We start from the raw sequence: 21,133 nt of genomic DNA on the forward strand, positions 1-21,133 counted from the left end.
CCCTAATGTGAAATTGGTATACAGATCCGAATAGATACCAAGTCTCGGGACAAGATAATGAATTTATTCTGGTAATTTGTAAATAATTATTAATAAATAAATTCTGCTAAAGAGATTTGAGTTCTTAACATGGTATAAAGGCTATAGCAATTGTGGCTCGTAGCACCTTGCTACTTGCCACAATTAAAAGTCATAGACTAGGGGAATTTAGGCGTATTATCTAATACCTCAGCAGGCTTGTTTTGTATTTGTAATCCGGGATATTGTTTTTCGAGTACGGCAATAGCATCTTTGACGAATTCCTGGTTAATTGATACCTGGAGTCTTTCCGAATAAAGCCCAGGTTCTGCTAGTGCCTTAACTGTGAATTGATTTCCGTTTTGAAAAACATTACCTTTTTTTTCCTGATCCCGACAAATTTCCAAAAGGGCCTGGTAGGCAAAAGTCATATCTCCAGTTTGTGATAATTTACCATCTGTCATCACAAGATTACCCTTTTGGTTAACTTCGACTGTTGTTTTGTATTTCATAATTTTCCTCATATTATGGTCTATCTGTATAAATAATAGCAGTAATTTATGAAATAGATTATTAAAATTAAGGTTATGACAGAACGCTTTATTCCCGAGTGGAAAGCAATTAGGATACACTTTACCAACTTGAATACCGCAAAATGACTCTTCCATGCGTTGAGTATGGAAACAATAATATATAATTAAGAACAGGAATTTTATGTCAGGTTTTGAAACCATTTTAAGCAGGCAAGAAAAAAAATGGATCCTGGACAGGCGTATAACAAGACTTTCTGATAATAAGGAAGTTCAAATTTACCCTATGGGGGCTGAACGTTATTTAGCATCCGTTTTAGCTGGAAATCAAAAAAAAGCTTATGATATCCGCACGGATATTGAAGGAAAAAATGTATTGGTCATTCCTGGGTATGGGAACAGCAGCTTTTTATTTGCCCAAGCGGGTGCGCAAGCTATCACTGCTTATGATAAGGATCCTGTGACCATTGCGTGGATGAAAGCATTTAAAAAATACTATTTATATTGCGAATACGATAAAAATGGAAATCCCTTGCCTTCAATTGGCGAACTGTTTGCTGCCCTCACGTGTTGGTATCCACCTTTACTTACTTTGGTTCGTGGAAAATTCATTAATTTTGTCTCATGGATAATAAACCCTAATGCATTAAGAAGGTCCTATATTCACTATATGGTAGAGTTAGTTCAACATGCAATTCAGTTGAAGAATCAGAGCAATTATGAATTGGATAAAAATATTCAGTTCAAAGTCGGGACCTTAGACAAACTACTTAAGGAAGATAAAAATAAAACTTTTGATACTGCTTTCGTACCTTACCTATTAGGGGTGCAAAATGGGGTAGAGAACGAAAATGAAATAGTGCAATTCCTAAAGCAATTAATCAAAATTATTCCGGAGGGCCATATTTTGGTAAGCCCGTCCAGAGATATTAAAGAATATCCCATTTTGGGAAAAAGTTATTTTATAACTACGGGATATTCAGAGATTCAGGAAATTCCCGCATTAAAAGATTATGTGATTGGAGAGGACAAAAATTGGTTTCGTACCCAAGGACTTGCTCTATTTGGAACGCAACATAGATAGCAGGATGAATGTTTAAAGAGCAATTATAATAGAGAAGTGCCTACCCATCCTTGTGCAGGCTTGCCAAGGAAAATGGATTTCCTCTTCTATTTTCCTACTTTTTATGCCATAAATTAAACAATTCGTTTAATTTAATTCAATCCATGATCTCTATCCAGTTACGGTTTTATGAAGAATTAAATGATTTTCTACCTCTTGAAAAGCGTAAAAGGCATTTCATTCATACCCTTGCTCAGCAAACTTCGATAAAAGATCTTATTGAGTCCCTTGGAATTCCGCATACCGAGGTTGAAATAATATTAGTAAACGGAAAATCAGTTAATTTTAATTATCTTGTCAAGGACAAGGATGATATTTCTGTCTATCCAGTTTTCGAGGCTTTTGATGTAAGTGAATTAATCCAATTGCGACCGCAGCCTTTAAGAAAACCTCGTTTCATTCTTGATGTCCATCTGGGAAAACTTGCAAGATATTTACGCTTGCTCGGATTTGACGTGATTTATGAAAATAATTTAACCGATGAAAAAATCATTCAACTTAGTATAAAAGAACACCGAATTGTCTTAACCCGGGATGTGGGAATTTTGAAGAATAAAAATATCACCCACGGTCATTGGATGCACCATACTGATCCTGAAGAACAAATCAGGGAAGTAGTGCGGCAATTTCAGTTAAAAAAACAATGTCATCCGTTTACTCGGTGCCTCTCCTGCAATGGATTATTAAAAAAGGTTGAAAAAGGCGAGATTATTAAAGATATCCCCACACTAGCGCAAAAATATTACGATACGTTTATGCAGTGTCAATCTTGTAAGAAAGTTTTTTGGGAAGGCTCCCATTTTTTTAAACTGAAAATCCAGGTTGAAAAAATATTGCGGGATTGATAGAGGATACCTTGCAAGGAATATGTATACTTTCAATCCATTAGGAATGATTGGCATGATTTCCAGTTTTCATCAGCGTTTTTTGATATTATCTTTAGTGCATATACCTATCTGTACACCATAAAGAAAAATCTGCTAACATTAAGGAAACAAAATTCTTTTAATATCATATAACTATATCGAACAGTCATTTAAAAATACCCTGAACTACCATTCGCTGCTAAACTAAACAAAAGACAAATTTTTATATTGAAAAACTATGATTAATAATTCAATTGAGACATTTTTACAATCCCCAGCATTTGCGGTGATTGGCGCCTCATCCAATCGCGCTAAATTCGGTAATAAAGTGTTACGTTGTTATCAACAAAATGGAAAAAAAGTATATCCGGTAAATCCTCAGGAAGATCAAATAGAAGGATTAGCTGTAATACGTTCTGTGCATGATCTACCTATTGACGCAGAAAGTATTTCCATTATTACACCACCGCCAGTTACGGAAAAAGTTGTTGAAGAAGCAATTAAAAAGGGCATTAAAAATATCTGGATGCAGCCAGGTGCGGAAAGTGATAAAGCAATTGAGCTATGCAAGCAGCACCATGTTAATGTTATAGCTGGCGGACCTTGTATTTTAGTTACCCTGGATTATAGAGATCATTAAAGGTTTTAGTTCAATTTACCTATTTCGATAATAGTGGCCTATATGTTGTGACATTTAACTAATAATTAACTGTAGTTATGAAGGATACCTATGTATATGTGGCTTGAAGTACTATTTATGTTAATTCTTATTTTAATATCTGCACAATTATTCTCTAATGCATTGGAATATTTCGGTGAACGGATAGATATTTCAACTGGTGTTACAGGTTCTATTTTTGCAGCGATTTCTACCGCACTTCCAGAAACCACCGTACCGATTTTGGCAATCATTGCAGGCACTTCTGATCGTCAAATTAATGAAGAGATTAGTGTAGGGGCTATTTTGGGAGCCCCGTTAATGCTATCCACCTTATCCACTTTTATCATGGCCTCTTCGATCATAAAAAAACGCGGTATAAATGGTTACATAAAACCCGAAAGTACCGGCTTTCAGCGGGACATGAATTTTTTCCTGGTGGCGTTCACCCTAGGTGCATTAGCGATGTTTCTTCCTATTGAACCAAACTATATGCGTATATTATTCAGCATTATCCTTATCTTTCTCTATTTGGTTTATTTGTTGCTAACATTCAGCGCCTCTAAAGACTTGGTGAAAACGGGGCATGCTGTCATAACATCTGAACCCTTGTTTATTACGAAACTGGGAGTAAAAACCAACCTTAAAACAATCCTCATCCAGTTATTTATTGGATTAATTCTGTTAGTTGCAGGAGCAAAAGGCTTTATTCATGGAATCCATGCCGTTGCAGATTCTATTGGTGTTCCGGTACTGCTTTTATCATTGTTGATTATTCCTATAGCTACTGAATTACCAGAAAAAGTAAACAGCGTGATCTGGGTGCGGAAAAATCAAGACACCCTTGGGTTTGGTAATATCACTGGTGCAATGGTATTTCAGGGAACGTTACTACCCGCATTGGGAATACTTTTAACCCCTTGGCAACCATCCAGAATAGTTCTTACCGGCATTCTGATTACATACATTGGCACCGCCTGGCTGAGATTTACTATGACAAGCCGGGGGATAAAAATAAAGTTTTTATTTTTAAATGGCCTTTTGTACGTAACTTACTTGGGAATTGTCCTTTTTTAAAGCATGCGTTCATGTGCTGGTGTTTTACTCGGTGTTTTTTTCAGAAAATTATCTCTTTGATTTATATACTCAATAAGTTATAAGTTCAGCATAAGTGCTACATAATAGGAGCGGATGTTTTATGGAGTTTGATGTTGTTGTGCTTGGCAGTGGAATAATAGGGGTGTCGGTTGCAATTCACTTGCAAATGCGGGGACGTTCGGTAGCGCTGATTGATTTGAAATCACCGGGAAATGAGACCTCTTTCGGTAATGCCGGTCTAATCCAAAGAGAAGGGGTATACCCCTATGCATTCCCAAGAGATATAGGTTCTCTGCTTAAATATGCCTTAAACAATGCTCCTGACGTGAGATATCATCCAACCTCGATATTAAAACTTGCACCATTTTTGTGGAAGTACTGGATTAATTCTAACTCATTTCGCCACGCTAAAATTGCACGCTCCTATGAAACCTTAATCAAACATAGTGTAAAGGAACATCATTTTCTTGCAGATGCTGCAGATGCTCGCCATTTATTGCGCTCCGGAGGGTGGATTAAAGTATTTAGGACCCCCAAAAAACAGGATACCGAACTAGAATTTGCTGAAAAATGTACAAGGGAGTACGGGACGCAATTTGAATTTCTGGACTCACACTCATTGCAACAAATTGAGCCCGATCTCGATCACTCTTTATTAAGTGCCATTCGATATACTGATTCAGAAGCGGTAAGCGACCCCGGTGCACTGGTAACAGCGTATGCTGAATACTTTGATCATCTGGGCGGGCAGTTCTTTTTTGGCGATGCCTTTTCTTTATCGAATCAATGGACAGTTAAAACAGAGCAGGGAAGTATTAGAGCAGATTCTGCAGTTATTGCCTTGGGACCGTGGTCAGATATCCTAAGTTCACGACTTGGTTATAAGTTTCCACTTGCAGTAAAAAGAGGGTACCACATGCATTATGGTGTTCGAAACCATGCCTGTCTCTCTCATCCAGTACTTGATATTGAAAATGGTTTTCTATTAGCCCCAATGTCGCGAGGAATCCGTCTCACTACAGGAGCTGAATTTGCAACGCGTGATTCAAAAAAGACCCCGGCGCAACTTGATATGGTAGAACCTATTGCACGGACACTTTTCCCAATTACTACACGGCTGGATGAAGCGCCCTGGATGGGAAGTAGGCCATGTACACCAGATATGCTTCCCATTATTGGGCCTGCTCCCCGGCATAAGGGACTTTGGTTTGCATTTGGGCATGCACACCATGGCTTGACTTTAGGGCCAATTACCGGCCGTCTACTTGCTGAAATGATGACGCAACAGGATCTAATCGTTGATCCTCTGCCATTTAGTGCAAAGCGTTTTATTTTATAACTATAATAAGTTGGGACAAAGGGATGGCAGGCTGAAGGAGATAAAGATGAATGAGCAGGTTAAAATTGTTACTGATATTAAAGAAAATGAAATTATTTCTAAAATTATTTATGAAAATTTAAAAAAATTTAATGAATCCATTATCGGGAAATATGAAGCCAAACCTTTTGTAATTTATGCGAAAAATGATGAGTCCGAGGTTTTTGGGGGTATTAAGGGGGACTTGTTTGGTTCCATGTGCCGGGTATTTACTGTCTGGATACATGAGCACTATCGCGGTAAGGGACTGGGCCGTAGGCTATTTGAAAAATTGGATGTTTTTGCCAAAGAAAATCATTGCAATATGATCCAACTTGATACTGCGGAGTTTCAGGCAAAAGGCTTCTATGAAAAAATGGGTTATCAAGTTGTAGCTACCGTACCCGAGAATTTTATGGGTTATACGAGCTATATTTTAAGGAAAAAAATTGATTCCTGATGGAACTTTCTTGAATCTGGGGCAGAGTAGTAAAGTGAGTTAATCATCCAGGATAGAGGAAATTCATGCCGCAACCTGGTTACGGCATTTGGGATCAGGTAATTTGGGGTATATAGGAGATGGTATTTTCTGGATTCACCTCCACCCACATTGCTGTTTTATTTGCAGTGTGCTTCATGTTTAATTTAATCAGCTCACGTTCTAATGTTCTTGCCCAATTATGAACTCCATTAGTTGTTTCAATAGCTTCAAATTTGAAAAAACTATTAGGCACACCATTTGCCTTTAATTCCTTTCTTAAATGCTCGATACCTGCCAATAAACAGCGTTTGACACTTTTCGCACAGTTATTTCTGATCATAGAATAATTTCTATTGCCTTCCTTTTCCATGGCTTCGATCACTGCCAACTCATTAATATGGTAGTGTAAACCACTATCGCTAGTTGGGAGACTGACGATGTGGTCTGGATGGCGTCCATTAGTCTTGTTTGTATCCTTTAATAAATTTTCCTGACGCGAAAGAAAGTCTGCCCGCTTAGAAACTTCTGCTTTTAATGTTTCAATCTTACTTTCATCTATGTCTTTTAATTTCTCGTCAAGCTGGGCAAGCTGAATGTTCAGTAAGCTGATTTCATTATTTGTTTGCTTTATTTCCTCTTGATGTTTTTCCATTTTCTTTTGATAAGATTTTTCTATTCTAGCTATTTTTGATTCAAGAGCAGGTAATTTTTGTCGCAATTGTACTTGCTCTTTTTTCAACTCCTTAAGCTCTAGAATAGCCTGCATCATTTCAGTAAAGGTTTTTTCATCAGGGTTTGAAATTCTCTTTAAATATCTAATTTTTTTAGCATGGAAAATAACCTTGCTGGTGTTTTGGCTCAAATTGCTGGCTAACTCATCCCTGGTCTTTTTTAGTAAATCCAGTTTTGTTTGATACGTATTAATCAACTTATCTCGTGAAATAATCAAAAATTCTTGTTTTGAGGTTAATCGGGCGAGCTGTGCATCAATGTTTTTTTTAGTATCCAAATCCCCATCCAGATTCCAAATTTCAACGGTTTTATCAAGGTTCTCCCTTTTTTCTTCGTCGATTTTTTTTCTGAAATCCTGATAGGGGGGATGCTCAATAGGGAATGTTGAATCCCCCATTGATTCCCTAATCATATCGGTGTCATGATGAGACAGTTCAGGCTTAACCCCTTTGCTTTTGGGAGCAAGATGTAAAAAACTAAAGAAATCCTGGGCTAATTGTCTTCTTGAGAGGGTATGATTTGGCCAGAAACTATGAGTTACCTGAAGGCTTTTAAGTGGCATACGTTTATAATATTTGCCTGATTGACCTTCAACTAGTTGGGGCACATAACTAAGACTTTTTTGAACGGATAATGGAGTAGATTTGTCAGCTAATTTTGCATACCCTTGTGAACGCTCATTGAGTTCCATAAAAAAACTGGCATGTCCAATATTTTCACCTCGTGCATCAGAGGCCAGTAAAGGACCAAAAAAACGGTTTTTAATACGTTTGCCAAGAACTTGCGTTGTAGAGAGCCAAACATTTACTTGAATCATAAACCCCTCTTTTGTATCAATTGAAATTGATTTAAATTCATACACTTATTGTTTCATATCAAGTATCTTATATTAACCTATTTGTTTTGCAAGTACTCAATTTTAACTATATTAAAAAATAACCTTTATTTTAATTTTTTCGAATTGATAAATATTTAGTAAATCTTGGAGCCAATAAAAAACGAATTGATTTGTAAAGGGTGAGAGGGGGTATACATGTCCATTTAACTGAAATCGAGTCTTAATGAATTTGTTCAATTACTATTTGGTTTTTACCGTTTTTTTTAGCTTGGTATAAGGCCTTATCAGCAACATTGATCACTGTTTCCATATTATACGAACTGTTAAAATGAATATTTACAATCCCCATACTTAATGTAACTTGATTGAGAATTGCCAGTTCTTTACTATTGAAATCATTCAGTAAATTTCTTTTAAATAAATTATTGATTTTATGGCAAATATGCACTGCCTCACCAAGAGGTTGATTGACAAGAATCGCAGCAAACTCGTCACCGCCGAGGCGAAAGATCGTATCATTAGCCCGCTTGCAGATATGAGTGAGTAAGCTCCCCAGACTTACTAAAACCTTATCCCCACTGGGATGTCCAAAATTATCATTAATCAGTTTGAAGTTATCTATATCTATAGATATAAGATTTAAGGGATATTGATTGCGTTTAGCTCGTCTGAGCTCTTGTGGGAGTAAGACTTCAAAATGCCTTCGATTATATAAGCCGGTTAACGGATCAGTGATTGAGGTAATTTGTAATTCATAGATCAGTGTTTCTTTGTCCTGAGATAACTGGAATGTTTTATCCAATAATTTCTTATTCATTATTGCAGAAAGAAGAAGCATCAGAATAAACAAAATAAACATGGTTGCAAAAATGGTTCTACCCATATTAAAAACCAAATAATTGTAAATGATAACGGGAATAAACATAGGGAAAACATAAGCATAATAAGCGGGTAAATACACGGAAAGGAAAGCAATTGAACCGGCACTCAAGCCACCAAATACAAGTATAATAATAAACTCATAGAGTACACTTACATAAGTCAATGAGATTAAATAACAAATACCCCAAGCAACTCCCATAGATAGGGTAAGTAGTAGAAACTTAATCAGGAGGTTTTTTTTGTTTACTTTAAAGAGATGGTTGTTAATATTTTGTCTGCAAAAAAACCATCTAACCATGCTAATCAATAGAATTCCCAAATACCAACCTATGGTGAGTGAAATTGGTACCCGATTATATAGGAAAATGAGGACAATCAAGGAAGCAAATACAATATTAAAGGGAATAGCATTTTTAGTTCCCTCCAACAGCATTAATGTAGCTTCCTTGCCTAAATTAAATAGCATATTAGCTCTCGTTCGGAGATCCTTGTTCTATTTTATAGTATAGCTGCTGATGTTTGAGTATTATCCCCGTTATTAAGCGAAGGAGTCAGATCATGTCGAAATACTCTCCTGTATGGCCTCATGGAGATATTATTAATGCCTTTGAAAATATCTATGTGGTACGTGGTACAAACATAACTTGTTTTGAAGATAAAAAGATTCAACACAGCAGGAATATGACCATTATTGCTTCCAACAATAATCTCACCTTAATTAACACGGTGCGATTGAATGAGAAAGGGCTACAAGGTCTAAATAATTTGGGTACTGTGAAACATATCATTAGCATCGGAGCGTTTCATGGAAGGGATGATGAATTTTATTTAGATAAGTATAAAGCTCAGTACTGGAGCGTGCAGTCGGGAGAAATATCTCATCCTGTTCACTATTTGCATGATAAAGACAAACTCCCGATCCCAAACGGCTGCTTCTTTAAGTTCAAAAATTCATGTCCTGCAGAAGGTTACATCTATATAGAAAGACAGGATGGAATTATTATCACCTGCGACAGTATTAAAAATTGGGTAGAAATAGATTCTTTTTTTAATGAGGAAACAGCAATCCGGGCCATATCCCAAGGAGAAATTTCAAAAGCAAGGATTTCGCCTATTTGGCTTAATGCCACTGGAGTTACTCAAGGTGATTTTGATTGTTTATTAAAATTGAAATTTAAACACCTTATTAGTGCGCATGGAGATGTTTTAAGGGATACAGCCTATGAAGATGTTAAAAAATCAGTAGGAGCAATTACCAAAATTAGGTAAATCAATAAATATATATTGAAAAACGATAATTATCCTTTATAATTCCTTAAAAAATTACGGAATGGTTTTATGAAAAAAATACAAATAACAAGTCATATATTACATATTCTTTTTAAAACCCTATGTTGGTTCCTGCCATTAACAACTGCCTACCTTATTCTTTTTAAAATGGAGTTTCTGCTCCATATAGGCTTTTGGTCTTCTATTTTCTCAACCACCCATATCGTAACTCCTTCTCATCATTATTCACTGGCACATCGATTAGTTATTCTAGTCATTCAATGCATGCCTTTATCCATAACCCTTATGATTTTTAAAAAACTGGCACAATTGTTTTATTTATACGAAAAAGGAAACTTGTTTGAAGAGGAAAATATCAGGTTAATTAAAGGCGTAAGTATTTACATGATACTCGGGGAATTGATCCAGTTGATTTATCAACCACTGATTACCGCAGCATTGACTTTTAATAATCCGGTAGGGGAGCGATTAGCAAGTATTACTCTTGGAACAACAAATGTTTCCACATTGATTACTGCATTTATTATTTTGGTTGCATCCTGGATACTTAAAGAGGCAAACCAGTTAAAAACAGAATCTCAATTAACAATTTAAGGGGTACTCTCGTGTCAATTATTGTTAATTTAGATGTCATAATGGCCAAGCGAAAATGTCGACTCAAGGAATTAGCCGAAGCCATAGGTATTACCGAAGCAAACTTATCTATCCTAAAGAACGGTAAAGCAAAAGCGATACGTTTTTCGACTCTTGACGCAATTTGCTCTTATTTAGACTGCCAGCCGGGAGATATTATTGAGTATCAACTTGAGCAGGATAATTTACCGGTAAAAGAAGTAGGGTGCTAGTGCGCATTATTTTATTCATGACCAACTTTTTATGTATGCTTAAATATGTCAAATTCAAATACATCAACTTATGCTTATTTCAAAAAAAGTTTACAGTTTTTGTCTGAATATTTTTTGTATTCCAATCGCAAGCGTGATGCCTGGCTCTTGTTTTCAGGAAGTATTCTAAGTGTATCGACAGTAATTGCCTGTGGTTTTTTCCTGGGCTGGTGGTGTTTTCCTTATATATATGGTGCTTTTCTTGCCAAGAATTTAACTCTTTTATTAATCGGGGTCGGTTCAGGACTTTTATTTGCGGCCGCAATGGCTGGATTTAATTATCTAGCTCTTTTTTTAAAAAATAAATTATACGTCGATTGGCGATCCTGGTTAACAAAAAAAGTGCTTCACCAGTACCTAAGAAGCAAGACTAATTACCTTGAGATCTCAAGACTTTATCCAGAAATTGATAACCCAGAACAACGGATTCAGGAAGACATTGATAAAGTGGTTGAATCTTCACTCGATTTATCTATAGGTTTTATTGATAATTTTTCAAATTTTGCCATATACACCACACTCTTATGTTTAACAGGAAGTGCACTGCCATTAATTTTTGTGGGAGCAAACGTATTAATTCCGGGATATTTGGTCTTGGTTGCTCTTTTAATAGGTACGGCAACGTCGCTCATAGGTTATTTTATAAATAAATCATTAGGAGCATCGACTAATGAAGAGATCAAAACCCAATCCAGCTTAAGAGCAGATCTTCAGCAATTAAAAACCTGCGCTGAAGAAATAGCAATTGAGCATGCAGAAAACTATTATCAATCCAGGCTTGAGCGAGAAATAGACGAACTAACCATAAAAACCTCAAACCGGCTGTTAATTCAAAATGGAACCGTTACCTATAATGTGTTTAATGGAATTTTTCAGGCAATCGTTCCTTTTATTGCTGCAGCACCTTTATATTTTAATGATTTGATCACTCTGGATTTGTTTTATTCTGTTGGATATTATTTTTCGATGATGACCCGTTCTTTAAACTGGTTTATTAATTCCTTTGAAACCATTAATAAATTTAAAACAAGTTTGGAGCGTATTATCACCTTGCAAAAGATCCTGGATGGACATCCTGAACATGCATCTACACAGAAGATAATTCGTACCATTGACAGGGAGGATAAGCATCTGGTGGTAAAAAACCTCGATATCTCCTTGCATCATAATAACGAATTAATCATTAAAGGGATGAATTTAAAATTTTCCCCAGGTGTGCACACCTTAATTCAGGCACCTTCAGGAACAGGAAAAAGCAGTCTTTTTAAAGCAATAGCTGGAACCTGGTTGGCTGGAGAAGGAGAAATTATAATTCCCAAAAGCCTGGATTCTATCTATTTCTTACCGCAAAAGCCTACACTTCCGGATGATATTTTAAGAAAAGTACTTTTTTATCCAGATGCAGAAGGTTCTTATTCTAATGAGGAGATGGTTGCAGCCCTAAAAGCAGTAAATTTGGGACACTTGGTAAACAACCTGGATGAGCGAGTCGGCTTTAAGTCTTTGGGCGAACAACAGCGCATTGCCTTTGCTCGGGTTTTATTAAGAAAACCGGATTGGGTATTTTTGGATGAAGCAACAGCTTCTTTAGATGAAGACCTGGAGGAATTAATTTATCGTGGAATTAAAAAACTTCTGCCAAACACCACAATCATTAGTATTGCCCATCGTTCTACAGTGAAACGTCATCACAATAACATTTTATTTTTCAATGTGGATGCTCAAAAAGAAGTAAAAGTTGAGGAAATATCATATGATCTGGCTCTTATGAAAACGTGAAATTGAAATTAAATAGTACAATGTAAGTATTGAAAAAATTAAAGGAAAATTATTATTATGTGGTTTAGTCCTGAATTTCCCTAAAATAGGCAAGAATTCCTTAATTAAGCAAAAATACACCTAATTCTTAAAGTTCTATGTCAAAAATGAATGCTATGGAGGCAAGAGTTGTCAAACTCATAAGGAAGACCAATGAAAAAAATCTTTGTCAATCTGTTCATTTTTTTTATAATTAGTACATCCTGCAATTCATTCACCCGGGAAGAGGTCATGCGCTTATATGAAAACTCTACTCTAACCGGATCAACAATCATGTTGGGTGATTCAATTACTTATCTTGGCCCATGGAATGATTTGTTTTCTACTCAAGATATAATTAATAGAGGAGTTAGTGCTGATACAACGGCTGCGGTTTTGTCTCGATTAAACACATTGCCAAAAATAAATGCTAGTCGCGTATTTATTATGCTAGGAGTCAATGATTGTTTTACCAGCGTATCAGTTGACAAAATATTTGAGAACTACAAAAACATTATCGAAACCCTTCAAAATTATTCCCTTGAAGTAATTATTCAATCAACATTGCAGTGTAATAATAATTTGAAAAAAGGATGTCCTTCCGCCAATCAAAAGGTTAAAGCCCTTAATGCCTTACTTAAAAATTATGCTCAAGTAAAAAAAATCAGATTTCTAGACTTGAATCCAACATTAGCAAATACACAAGAAGGACTTAATCCGCAATTTACTGAAGATGGTTTGCATTTAAATATGTTAGGCTATGAGAAGTGGGCTTCCATATTGGCTTCATTTTGAGCTGCCAACCATATTCATTATGGGTGGAGCAATTCTCTATGATTTTCACCTGTTAATCAGAAATTGAAATAGGTTTGATCATAACAATAAAAACCCTTTTTCTTTATAAATACTTAAGTAATAGCTGGATTGGAGGAACATCTGTGAAGCGAACGCTCATAAAAGAATAATAATGCTTGAACATAGAATGAAATAGCGAAAATAAAAAATACAGGACGGTTTAATGTTTTGTGTGTTAAAGATTATAAAATTGGGTAGAACCCCTAAAATTAGGGCTGAACATGTTTATTTTCCAGTTGATTCCTTGCCATAATTTAACGAGAGTAAAATGAAAAATCATGCATCTATTCTCAAATGGGCAACTGATTGTTTGAGCTCCAAAGGTTATTCACAACAACATTTACCTGAACTAATGCTTGAAACCCCTTGGTCTAATGTGTTCCGGTTTCCGACCGCAAAAGGCTGCGTCTATCTAAAACAACCGGCACCTCTCTTATCCCAAGAAGCAAAAATCATCCGACTATTAGGGGAGCAATTTCAGGCTAGTGTACCTCATATAATAGCCGTCAATGATGACTTGCATTGTTTTCTCATGGAAGATGCGGGACAAAACCTGCGAGCATATTTAAAAACGGAGTTTAATCTCGAATATTTATATCAGTCCATTAAGCAGTTTACAGCAATTCAACGAACTACAGAAAATGCTGTCGAGCTTTTTCTCGCCTTGGATATTCCTGATTGGCGATTGCACAAACTACCCAAACTTTACAATGAAATAATCAATAAAGCGGCGTTTTTAAAGACAGAGGGTATGACGGATGAAGAGTTGCAAATATTACAGGATTTAAGCCCACAAATAGCAGAAGAATGTGAATTACTCTCTCAATACTCAATCAAAAGCACAATAGTACAGCCTGATTTCAACACTAATAATATTTTGATTAATCCTGATACGAATGAATTGACCTTCATTGATTTAGGGGAAATAGCCATTACACATCCATTCTTTTCCTTACATAATTTTCTTTATACAGCGATCATTCATCATGGTGTAAAAGAAGGTGATCGAATTTACCAGAAACTTCAAGAGGCTTGTATTGAAAATTGGCTTGAATTTGGTACAAAAAAACAACTGCTGAAAGGGTTTATATTAGCTAAGAAATTATGGTCTATTTATTCCATAATAGCTCATTACCATTTTATGCATTGCGTAGATCAAGAAGACTTGAAAGTTTATTATGCTAACAGACCTAATCAGCTTATTCAGGCATTCAGAGAATATATTACTTTCTGAGCCAAGGTATTATTAAGTGCGATGCATAATTGATTTCACAAAGTGCCCTTTTCACTAAGTCTGATTATCAAAATAATCAGACTTAGTGCATGGGTCTATCAATCCCTTCTTGCTTCAAAGTTCTCTTTTAAATGACTCTTGGAACACCATTACGCTGTCCTAATTATTAAATCTTTTTGTAATTAAATTAAAAACTTAATGGTAGATTCTCAGTGTACTGATGAAAAAAAGAAACGGAACTCATGAAAACATGAGTTTCTTATTTTATATTTAATTGATATTACAAGGATTAAACATTGTTCTGATTAAAGGAAACGAATGAAGCTGGATGATATTCATATTGGAACATCGGGATGGCGTTATGAGCATTGGCGTGGTTCATTTTATCCGGAAGAATTAAGCGCTACAGAGGAATTCATTTCTTATTATGCGGAAAAATTTAATACCGTTGAGGTGAACACTAGTTTTTATCATTTGCCCAATGAAAAAACAGTAAAAAAATGGAGCGAGTTGACACCTGAGCATTTTATTTTTACGTGCAAAGCCAGCCGCTATATTACTCACATGAAAAAGTTATGTGAGCCGAGAGTTAGTCTAGGAAAACTTTATAGGGTTCTGGAGAATTTTGGTGAGAAATTGGGACCTATATTATTCCAGCTGCCCCCGCATTGGCGTAAAAATACTGATAGATTAGCTCAATTTTTAAGCCAATTATCGAAAGAACATCGGTATGCTTTTGAATTTAGAAACACGACATGGCTTGCGGAAGATACTTATGAGCTCCTTCGTGACTATAATGTCGCCCTATGCTTTTATGATTTTAAACAATATCAACCCCCTGAAATTATTACCAGTGATCTAATTTACATACGTCCGCATGGGCCTAATGAAACTCCTTATACTGGATCTTACGACGAGCACACCATTACAGATTATGCGAAAAAAATACGGAATTGGCGAAATGATGGCAAATTGATTTATTGTTATTTTGATAACGATGAAAAAGCATATGCCCCCAAAGATGCCCTACGCCTTATTGAACAAGTGAAGCATCTGTCATAAATGGGTTTTCATTTTTTTATCACCAGCAGCTTAATTTAATTTTTTGACTTAGCTGTTCTTAATTCCACCTATGTTCTGGTAACATCGTCTTTTTAGTCAAAAGTTATCCTATTGGAGCATGTATGCCATTATTTACTCCCCAAGATCTAGTGCCTTTAGCTAAAAGTAATTTAGGCCTACGACTTACAGGTAATACAGATGAGGCTAACTCAGGGGGATATGGCGACGCAATCCCGTTATCTCATCTTGGGGGAGCGAAAGATATTATAGAATTTTTAACATTATCTTCCCTTCCTAAACCTCCAAAAGATCAAATGGAAGTTATTTATAATCGATACAGGAAAACTGATATTCATGCAAATGATTGCATGCCTAGACTGATACTCTACTATGCCGCAAAGAATGATATTGGTGATGCTAAAGAACGGCTCGCTCATCAAAAAGATGATGTATTGACCGCTTTTTATTTTAAATTACAACTTTTGTCGATTGAGTCTGAAACTATAAAACTCGCTTCACTTTATAACGCTACAACAACGACAGCATCTTTAGAGTTTGTTACAAGCCAATGTCCCTATTTAGCCCAAGAGTTAGCTCGTAATTTTAATGAAAAACTTCAGTTACGCTTGAAGTTAAATTGGGATGCATATGCAACGAGTTATGATATGGATTATTTATTTTTATCAGACAATCCTGGAGTACGAAGCTATGAGGAAGGTTATGATTTTAATAATTATCCCCTGGGAAAAGTAGGCCGCCATCAATTTGGTGTGGAACATGTTGTAAAACAGGTAATGTTTTTAGGTGGTGAGCATCGTAATTCGGATGCTGAAATAAAGTTAGAAGAGTGTCTATTCAAATCTATAAAAACTATCTTGAAAAATGACTTACATAAATCATTAACTCAGCTCCAGCAGAATATCGAAAAGAAATTATCGCAACATCCAGAGTATCCTAATGAATTTAAAAGGGCTTGCAACGAGACGATCGCGTTAATTGCCAGGTTAGAAGAAGATGAGCAGCTTTCTTGCGAGGAATCAATTGATTTGATGAAAAGGACAGAAAATTTAATCGATAATCCTGCAGAATATAAGACATTTATTACTGCCGCGAAAAATTATCGTATGGTTTCTGGTGGGGAATTATCTGCATATATGATGTTAATTGCTGGTTGGGCTGCCAAGATTATGACAATAAACAGCATTGGTGATGCCTGGATTAGGCTTGCAACTGAAAAGCTTGAGTTTATTTCCACAACTCAAGAACTTGCTGATGTGAGTCAAACTTATTCAATGAGTCTAAGATAGGTTTATCATATTGGGAATTTCACCTATTGAGTCCAAATTGGTAATAACTCAATATCAAAGAACAATTTCCAATTGATCAATCCCTGTGACGCGGTCATACTTCTTATTACCATAGAGCATGATCATTAAAAATTTTACTTTTCTCCCTCATGTTAACATTTTTGTGCGGGAAAATTGAAATAATCCCATCTCTCCCCTACTACGTTGTTCTGATGGAGAGAGGATTTCGAGTTTTTTTATTATTTTTTACGGTCTCTTTAAAAGAAGGAATAAAAATGAATACTCAATTTTTCAACTAAGGATGGGTTAAATGATTAATATTCTCTTGCTTCTATTGGCATTTGCATTGGTTTTATTGAATGCTTTTTTTGTGGCTGCTGAATTTGGTATGGTGAAGCTGCGTTCAACTCGAGTGAAAACAATCAAGGCCAGTTATGGTTTGAGAGGTAAAATTCTATTTCATGTACATCAACATCTCGATGCGTATTTATCCGCATGCCAACTAGGCATCACTTTCGCATCTCTTGGACTGGGTTGGATTGGTGAGCCCGCCTTTGCTCATTTATTGGAACCAGTTTTGATTCTTATTGGAGTTAACTCACCTCAACTTACAACAGTTATCTCTTTTTTTATTGCTTTTTCATTAATCTCGTTCCTTCATATTGTTGTTGGTGAATTGATGCCCAAGTCACTTGCTATCCGGCAGTCAGAAAGAGTCTCTATATGGACTGCTTTGCCCTTATATGGCTTTTACTGGATTATGTATCCGGCAATATGGTTTCTTAATACCTGCTCTAATGTTCTTTTAAAAATTTTTAAATTAGATGCTGTTCACCAAGGCGAACATTATTTTTCGACGGAAGAAATTAAGTTGCTTTTGAATGCCAGTCATCTTCATGGGGAATTAACCGAAGATGAAATCGAAATAATTGAGCATACGCTTGATTTGGCCGAGCTGAAGGTCACAGAAGTGATGCGTTTTAACGAAGAAATGGTCATGATTAATCTGAATCAGTCACTTCATCAAATGATGGATATTATTATGAAGCATCGTTATAGTCGTTATCCTGTGTATGACCCAGAGAAACAAGACGTTATTGGAATTATTCACGTAAAAGATATCCTGCCTGCCATATATCATAATACGGAAATAGCAAATATAAGATCAATTATTAGACCTATTCTAAAAGTTTCGCGCCGCTTACCTGCATTGGATTTATTACGTCAGTTTCGTGAGGGAATGCCCCATTTTGCTCTTGTTTATAGTGGTAAAAATACGATTTTGGGATTTGTTACCCTAGATAATTTACTTCAAGTGCTCATCGGCCGTATCAAGGATGAATTTCATCGTACCAAAGTAGATTGGGTATTAAACAAGGATGGAAGTATCACTGCATCAGGAAATTGCTCCATATACTCTTTGGAACAAGCCCTTAATCGTGACATCGACGTAGAAGATGATATCGATATTTTAACAGGATTGTTTTTACAACGCTTAGGCTATATACCAAAAGAAGGAGAACGCATCGATTTCCCTGAATTTGTTGCAGACATTGAAAAGACAAAGGCTAATAAAATACTACAAGTAAAAATTTATCCCAAAAAGATTTCAGACTAGACTTATTTTGCTATTTAATGAATTTCTCGTTGAATAAGTTCGTGGGTCTCAAACGCAGACATAAGAGTGTATGCTGCACTCTCGCCCATATTTTCTTCAGGACAAAAATCCATAGATACAGCGAAGCCGATTTCGCTCATAGACTCATTCCATAAAGGCTCTTTAGCCAAAAGTGGTTTTATTTTTGCTAGTAACGAATCCACAAATACCTCATCCATAGAAAGAGATTGATGCTTTTGCGAATTATTTGTCAGCATTTCCTTTATAGTCCTATAAAGTGAATATTTCAAAACATATACTGCATGTTCCCAAGATTCACTCTGCTGGTCCAGGTTTAACTGCTGCTCCTGATTATAAATATGGGTAAAATGATAATTTTCAGGAAAAAAGTCAGTTTCAATAAATTCAATTTCTCCAGAATTATCTACTTCACAGCGAAAAAGGAAATAATTCTCATGTTGAAAATAAAGAGAAGATATTTTAAAACACCCCTGAAAAATAGAAGGCTGCTTCCAAACGGTAACCAACAATAATGTTTCAATTTTTATATCAAAGGGACTCATCTTCATTGATTAAATTTTGCTTTTTATTAAATCAAACTATTTTTAATTTTTATCAACTGGAACTACTTGTTGTATTTTACCACTAAATCGTGCACCCAGGTTTAAAATTATGGGGAACTGCTTAATCATTGATAAAAGTAAAGATCTGGGCCAGGAGTTCATCATTGCAAGATGTGCAAATAGCGCAGAGGCTTGAATGCGGGTCCTGAAATATTTATTCCATTGTTTTGAGTAAAGAATCCCTGCCCGATTCCAATTCCCTTTAAACTGTTCTAGATTACTTGCAAGAAGCCATCCTGATTGCATGGCCATACTTATTCCTTCAGCTACAATAGGATGGGCTTCTCCTGCAATATTACCTGCAAAAAAGATACCGTCACGATAGCAACAACGAATTCCAGGCCTAATCGGCCCTGTCGCCAACCAAGCACCTACTCGTTCTGCATTACCCAAACTTTCCCGGACCCCACGGCATTGGCTCAAAAGATATCTATAAACTGCTTCCCCTGCATGTATTCCCGGGGTTTTTAATCGTAAATTTTGCAATACATCCCGACGAATACAACACGAAAGTGTGACTTTTTGCATGCTGCTATGAACAATTCCCCCATAACCTCCCGGAAATGCTAGCAAGGGCATCAAATCAGCGGGTAAGCTTGAGTTTGTAAAATGGGCTTTAAAGGCTAAAAGATCTGAGGGTTTATGTATTTTGGTCTCCAGGTGCTCAATGGATTTTTCCCATGATCCATTAGCAACCACAACCAAGGAAGCACTTAACTCTATTTCATCATTTGCCTTTACAGAACAAATAAATTCCCCCTTTTTTGTACGTTGCAAATGGATTGCTTCACAAGGTTGCCAGACTTGTACGTCTCTCAGTTTGGCTTTATTTACCAGTTCTGTATCAAGATATTCACGCGCCAATGCCCTGCCCCATTGAGAAGATGCTGACGAGGGCATTTTCGTCGTCAGCATCACATTATCAGCATATAAACCTACTTTATTAATTTCTGGACCGCCATGTGTCAAATAAAATTCTTCCAATCCCATTTTTTGCAGTAGGGATAAGCTGGTTCCCGATATGAATTCCCCACAGACCTTTCTTCGCGGAAATTTTTTCTTTTCAAGTAGCCCTACGGACCATCCTGCTTCAGCAAGTAATAGCGCAGTGGTTGCCCCTGCCGGTCCGCCTCCGATAATAAGCACATCCAATGCCATAGACTTTTTCCGTATTATTATTTTCTAATTAGGATACTCCACCAAAATGGGAAGTGCCATTTGATTTGATAATTTTTAATACATGCCTTCTCTAAAAAATATTTTAGTTCTTTTCGAGTAAAACTTTTTTGAATCGAGAGCAGGCCGTCATGAGTTATAAGCCTGTTATTAAATAAAAGAGGACTAATTATTTTATAAAACAAATAGGCAATAGAATTGCGATGTAAATCATTAATGATTATGGCTTTTCGGGAGATCTCATGTGACTTGATTAAGAGAGCTATGAGCTCCTCATCGTCCAAATGATGACATACCAAATTAAGTAAAATGATATCCACACTATTTGCTGCCATTTCCAGTTCGGGTTGGTGTTGTACTTTAAAGACAATGGATGTTTCTTTATTTTGTTGTCGCCATTCCTGCAGTTCATTTTCTGCGAGAGCAACCGCCTCTGCGGAAATATCTACCCCAATCATATGCATTTTAGAATAGTATTTGCTCAGGTTTAGTAGAAATAAGCCCCCTCCGCACCCTACATCCATAACTATTGAAGTTGGAGGATACAGTTTTAGCAAATTAACTGTATTTTTAAAAATTCCCATCCATTGGTTGATTTTGAACAGCTTCTTTAATGATTGCACGTATTCATGCGGTGTATAGAAATTTGGACCAAGATCTATTATTTCCTTTTCCTTGGATCGTATTTTTAATTGGATCATGTC

At 36.1% G+C, this 21,133-nt stretch carries 21 protein-coding genes; 15 read left to right on the forward strand and 6 right to left on the reverse strand.

Annotated features, from left to right (window positions below):
• Nucleotides 1-197: 197 nt before the first annotated feature.
• Nucleotides 198-530, reverse strand: a complete 333-nt coding sequence (locus KYQ_RS19105) for a hypothetical protein (protein ID WP_010653741.1) — start codon at nt 528-530, stop codon at nt 198-200.
• A 202-nt stretch (nt 531-732) separates the two neighbouring features.
• Here KYQ_RS19105 and KYQ_RS04605 point away from each other — a divergent pair, with 202 nt between their 5' ends.
• The 6 genes from KYQ_RS04605 to KYQ_RS04630 all read left to right on the forward strand — a co-directional run bounded on the left by KYQ_RS04605 (nt 733) and on the right by KYQ_RS04630 (nt 6,110).
• Nucleotides 733-1,632, forward strand: coding sequence for a hypothetical protein (locus KYQ_RS04605; RefSeq protein ID WP_010653740.1), 900 nt, complete (start codon nt 733-735; stop codon nt 1,630-1,632).
• Between the two features lie 143 nt (nt 1,633-1,775).
• Nucleotides 1,776-2,516, forward strand: coding sequence for a Mut7-C RNAse domain-containing protein (locus KYQ_RS04610; RefSeq protein ID WP_231294603.1), 741 nt, complete (start codon nt 1,776-1,778; stop codon nt 2,514-2,516).
• A 259-nt stretch (nt 2,517-2,775) separates the two neighbouring features.
• Entirely contained in the window at nt 2,776-3,177 is a 402-nt protein-coding gene (locus KYQ_RS04615) for a CoA-binding protein (RefSeq protein ID WP_010653738.1), read from the forward strand.
• 96 nt (nt 3,178-3,273) lie between these two features.
• A complete protein-coding gene (locus KYQ_RS04620; protein WP_019349693.1) occupies nt 3,274-4,272 on the forward strand; it encodes a sodium:calcium antiporter in 999 nt (332 codons plus the stop codon).
• Nucleotides 4,273-4,393: 121 nt separating this feature from the next.
• A complete protein-coding gene (locus tag KYQ_RS04625) occupies nt 4,394-5,632 on the forward strand; it encodes an NAD(P)/FAD-dependent oxidoreductase (protein ID WP_010653736.1) in 1,239 nt (412 codons plus the stop codon).
• 46 nt (nt 5,633-5,678) lie between these two features.
• Nucleotides 5,679-6,110 carry a GNAT family N-acetyltransferase gene (locus tag KYQ_RS04630; RefSeq protein ID WP_010653735.1) on the forward strand — a complete coding sequence of 144 codons (432 nt, stop codon included), beginning with the start codon at nt 5,679-5,681 and terminating at the stop codon, nt 6,108-6,110.
• Between the two features lie 94 nt (nt 6,111-6,204).
• Here KYQ_RS04630 and KYQ_RS04635 read toward each other — a convergent pair whose 3' ends face one another.
• Both KYQ_RS04635 and KYQ_RS04640 read right to left on the reverse strand, forming a co-directional pair.
• Nucleotides 6,205-7,680: a coiled-coil domain-containing protein gene (locus KYQ_RS04635; protein ID WP_231294604.1), complete on the reverse strand. Its 1,476-nt coding sequence runs from the start codon at nt 7,678-7,680 to the stop codon at nt 6,205-6,207.
• A gap of 241 nt (nt 7,681-7,921) precedes the next feature.
• Nucleotides 7,922-9,049: a GGDEF domain-containing protein gene (locus tag KYQ_RS04640; RefSeq protein ID WP_019349694.1), complete on the reverse strand. Its 1,128-nt coding sequence runs from the start codon at nt 9,047-9,049 to the stop codon at nt 7,922-7,924.
• A 92-nt stretch (nt 9,050-9,141) separates the two neighbouring features.
• Between KYQ_RS04640 and KYQ_RS04645 the strand changes: the two genes are divergently transcribed.
• From KYQ_RS04645 to KYQ_RS04685, 9 genes are all read left to right on the forward strand, one after another.
• Nucleotides 9,142-9,852 (forward strand): hypothetical protein, encoded by a 711-nt coding sequence (locus KYQ_RS04645; protein ID WP_010653732.1) that lies wholly within the window; start codon nt 9,142-9,144, stop codon nt 9,850-9,852.
• 69 nt (nt 9,853-9,921) lie between these two features.
• Complete coding sequence (locus KYQ_RS04650; protein WP_010653731.1) at nt 9,922-10,467, forward strand: DUF2975 domain-containing protein; 546 nt, start codon at nt 9,922-9,924, stop codon at nt 10,465-10,467.
• Nucleotides 10,468-10,478: 11 nt separating this feature from the next.
• Complete coding sequence (locus KYQ_RS04655; protein WP_010653730.1) at nt 10,479-10,718, forward strand: helix-turn-helix domain-containing protein; 240 nt, start codon at nt 10,479-10,481, stop codon at nt 10,716-10,718.
• Between the two features lie 45 nt (nt 10,719-10,763).
• The gene (locus KYQ_RS04660; protein ID WP_010653729.1) at nt 10,764-12,536 is read left to right on the forward strand and encodes an ABC transporter ATP-binding protein/permease; all 1,773 of its coding nucleotides are present in this window, start codon (nt 10,764-10,766) and stop codon (nt 12,534-12,536) included.
• 192 nt (nt 12,537-12,728) lie between these two features.
• Nucleotides 12,729-13,349, forward strand: a complete 621-nt coding sequence (locus KYQ_RS04665) for a GDSL-type esterase/lipase family protein (RefSeq protein ID WP_010653728.1) — start codon at nt 12,729-12,731, stop codon at nt 13,347-13,349.
• Nucleotides 13,350-13,677: 328 nt separating this feature from the next.
• Nucleotides 13,678-14,643 (forward strand): aminoglycoside phosphotransferase family protein, encoded by a 966-nt coding sequence (locus KYQ_RS04670; RefSeq protein ID WP_010653727.1) that lies wholly within the window; start codon nt 13,678-13,680, stop codon nt 14,641-14,643.
• A gap of 318 nt (nt 14,644-14,961) precedes the next feature.
• Nucleotides 14,962-15,705, forward strand: coding sequence for a DUF72 domain-containing protein (locus KYQ_RS04675; protein WP_010653726.1), 744 nt, complete (start codon nt 14,962-14,964; stop codon nt 15,703-15,705).
• Between the two features lie 122 nt (nt 15,706-15,827).
• On the forward strand, nt 15,828-17,012 hold the full coding sequence (locus tag KYQ_RS04680) for a hypothetical protein (RefSeq protein WP_010653725.1): 1,185 nt from the start codon (nt 15,828-15,830) through the stop codon (nt 17,010-17,012).
• 310 nt (nt 17,013-17,322) lie between these two features.
• The gene (locus KYQ_RS04685; protein ID WP_010653724.1) at nt 17,323-18,630 is read left to right on the forward strand and encodes a hemolysin family protein; all 1,308 of its coding nucleotides are present in this window, start codon (nt 17,323-17,325) and stop codon (nt 18,628-18,630) included.
• 14 nt (nt 18,631-18,644) lie between these two features.
• On the opposite strand, the gene KYQ_RS04690 is transcribed toward KYQ_RS04685, so the two are convergent.
• The 3 genes from KYQ_RS04690 to KYQ_RS04700 are packed head-to-tail and all read right to left on the reverse strand — an operon-like array spanning nt 18,645 to nt 21,130.
• A complete protein-coding gene (locus KYQ_RS04690; RefSeq protein ID WP_010653723.1) occupies nt 18,645-19,199 on the reverse strand; it encodes a hypothetical protein in 555 nt (184 codons plus the stop codon).
• Nucleotides 19,200-19,235: 36 nt separating this feature from the next.
• Nucleotides 19,236-20,411, reverse strand: a complete 1,176-nt coding sequence (locus KYQ_RS04695) for an NAD(P)/FAD-dependent oxidoreductase (protein ID WP_010653722.1) — start codon at nt 20,409-20,411, stop codon at nt 19,236-19,238.
• Between the two features lie 17 nt (nt 20,412-20,428).
• Nucleotides 20,429-21,130, reverse strand: coding sequence for a methyltransferase domain-containing protein (locus KYQ_RS04700; protein ID WP_019349696.1), 702 nt, complete (start codon nt 21,128-21,130; stop codon nt 20,429-20,431).
• Between the last annotated feature and the right edge of the window lie 3 nt (nt 21,131-21,133).

The sequence above is a fragment of the Fluoribacter dumoffii NY 23 genome (genome assembly GCF_000236165.1).
Classification (GTDB): domain Bacteria; phylum Pseudomonadota; class Gammaproteobacteria; order Legionellales; family Legionellaceae; genus Legionella; species Legionella dumoffii.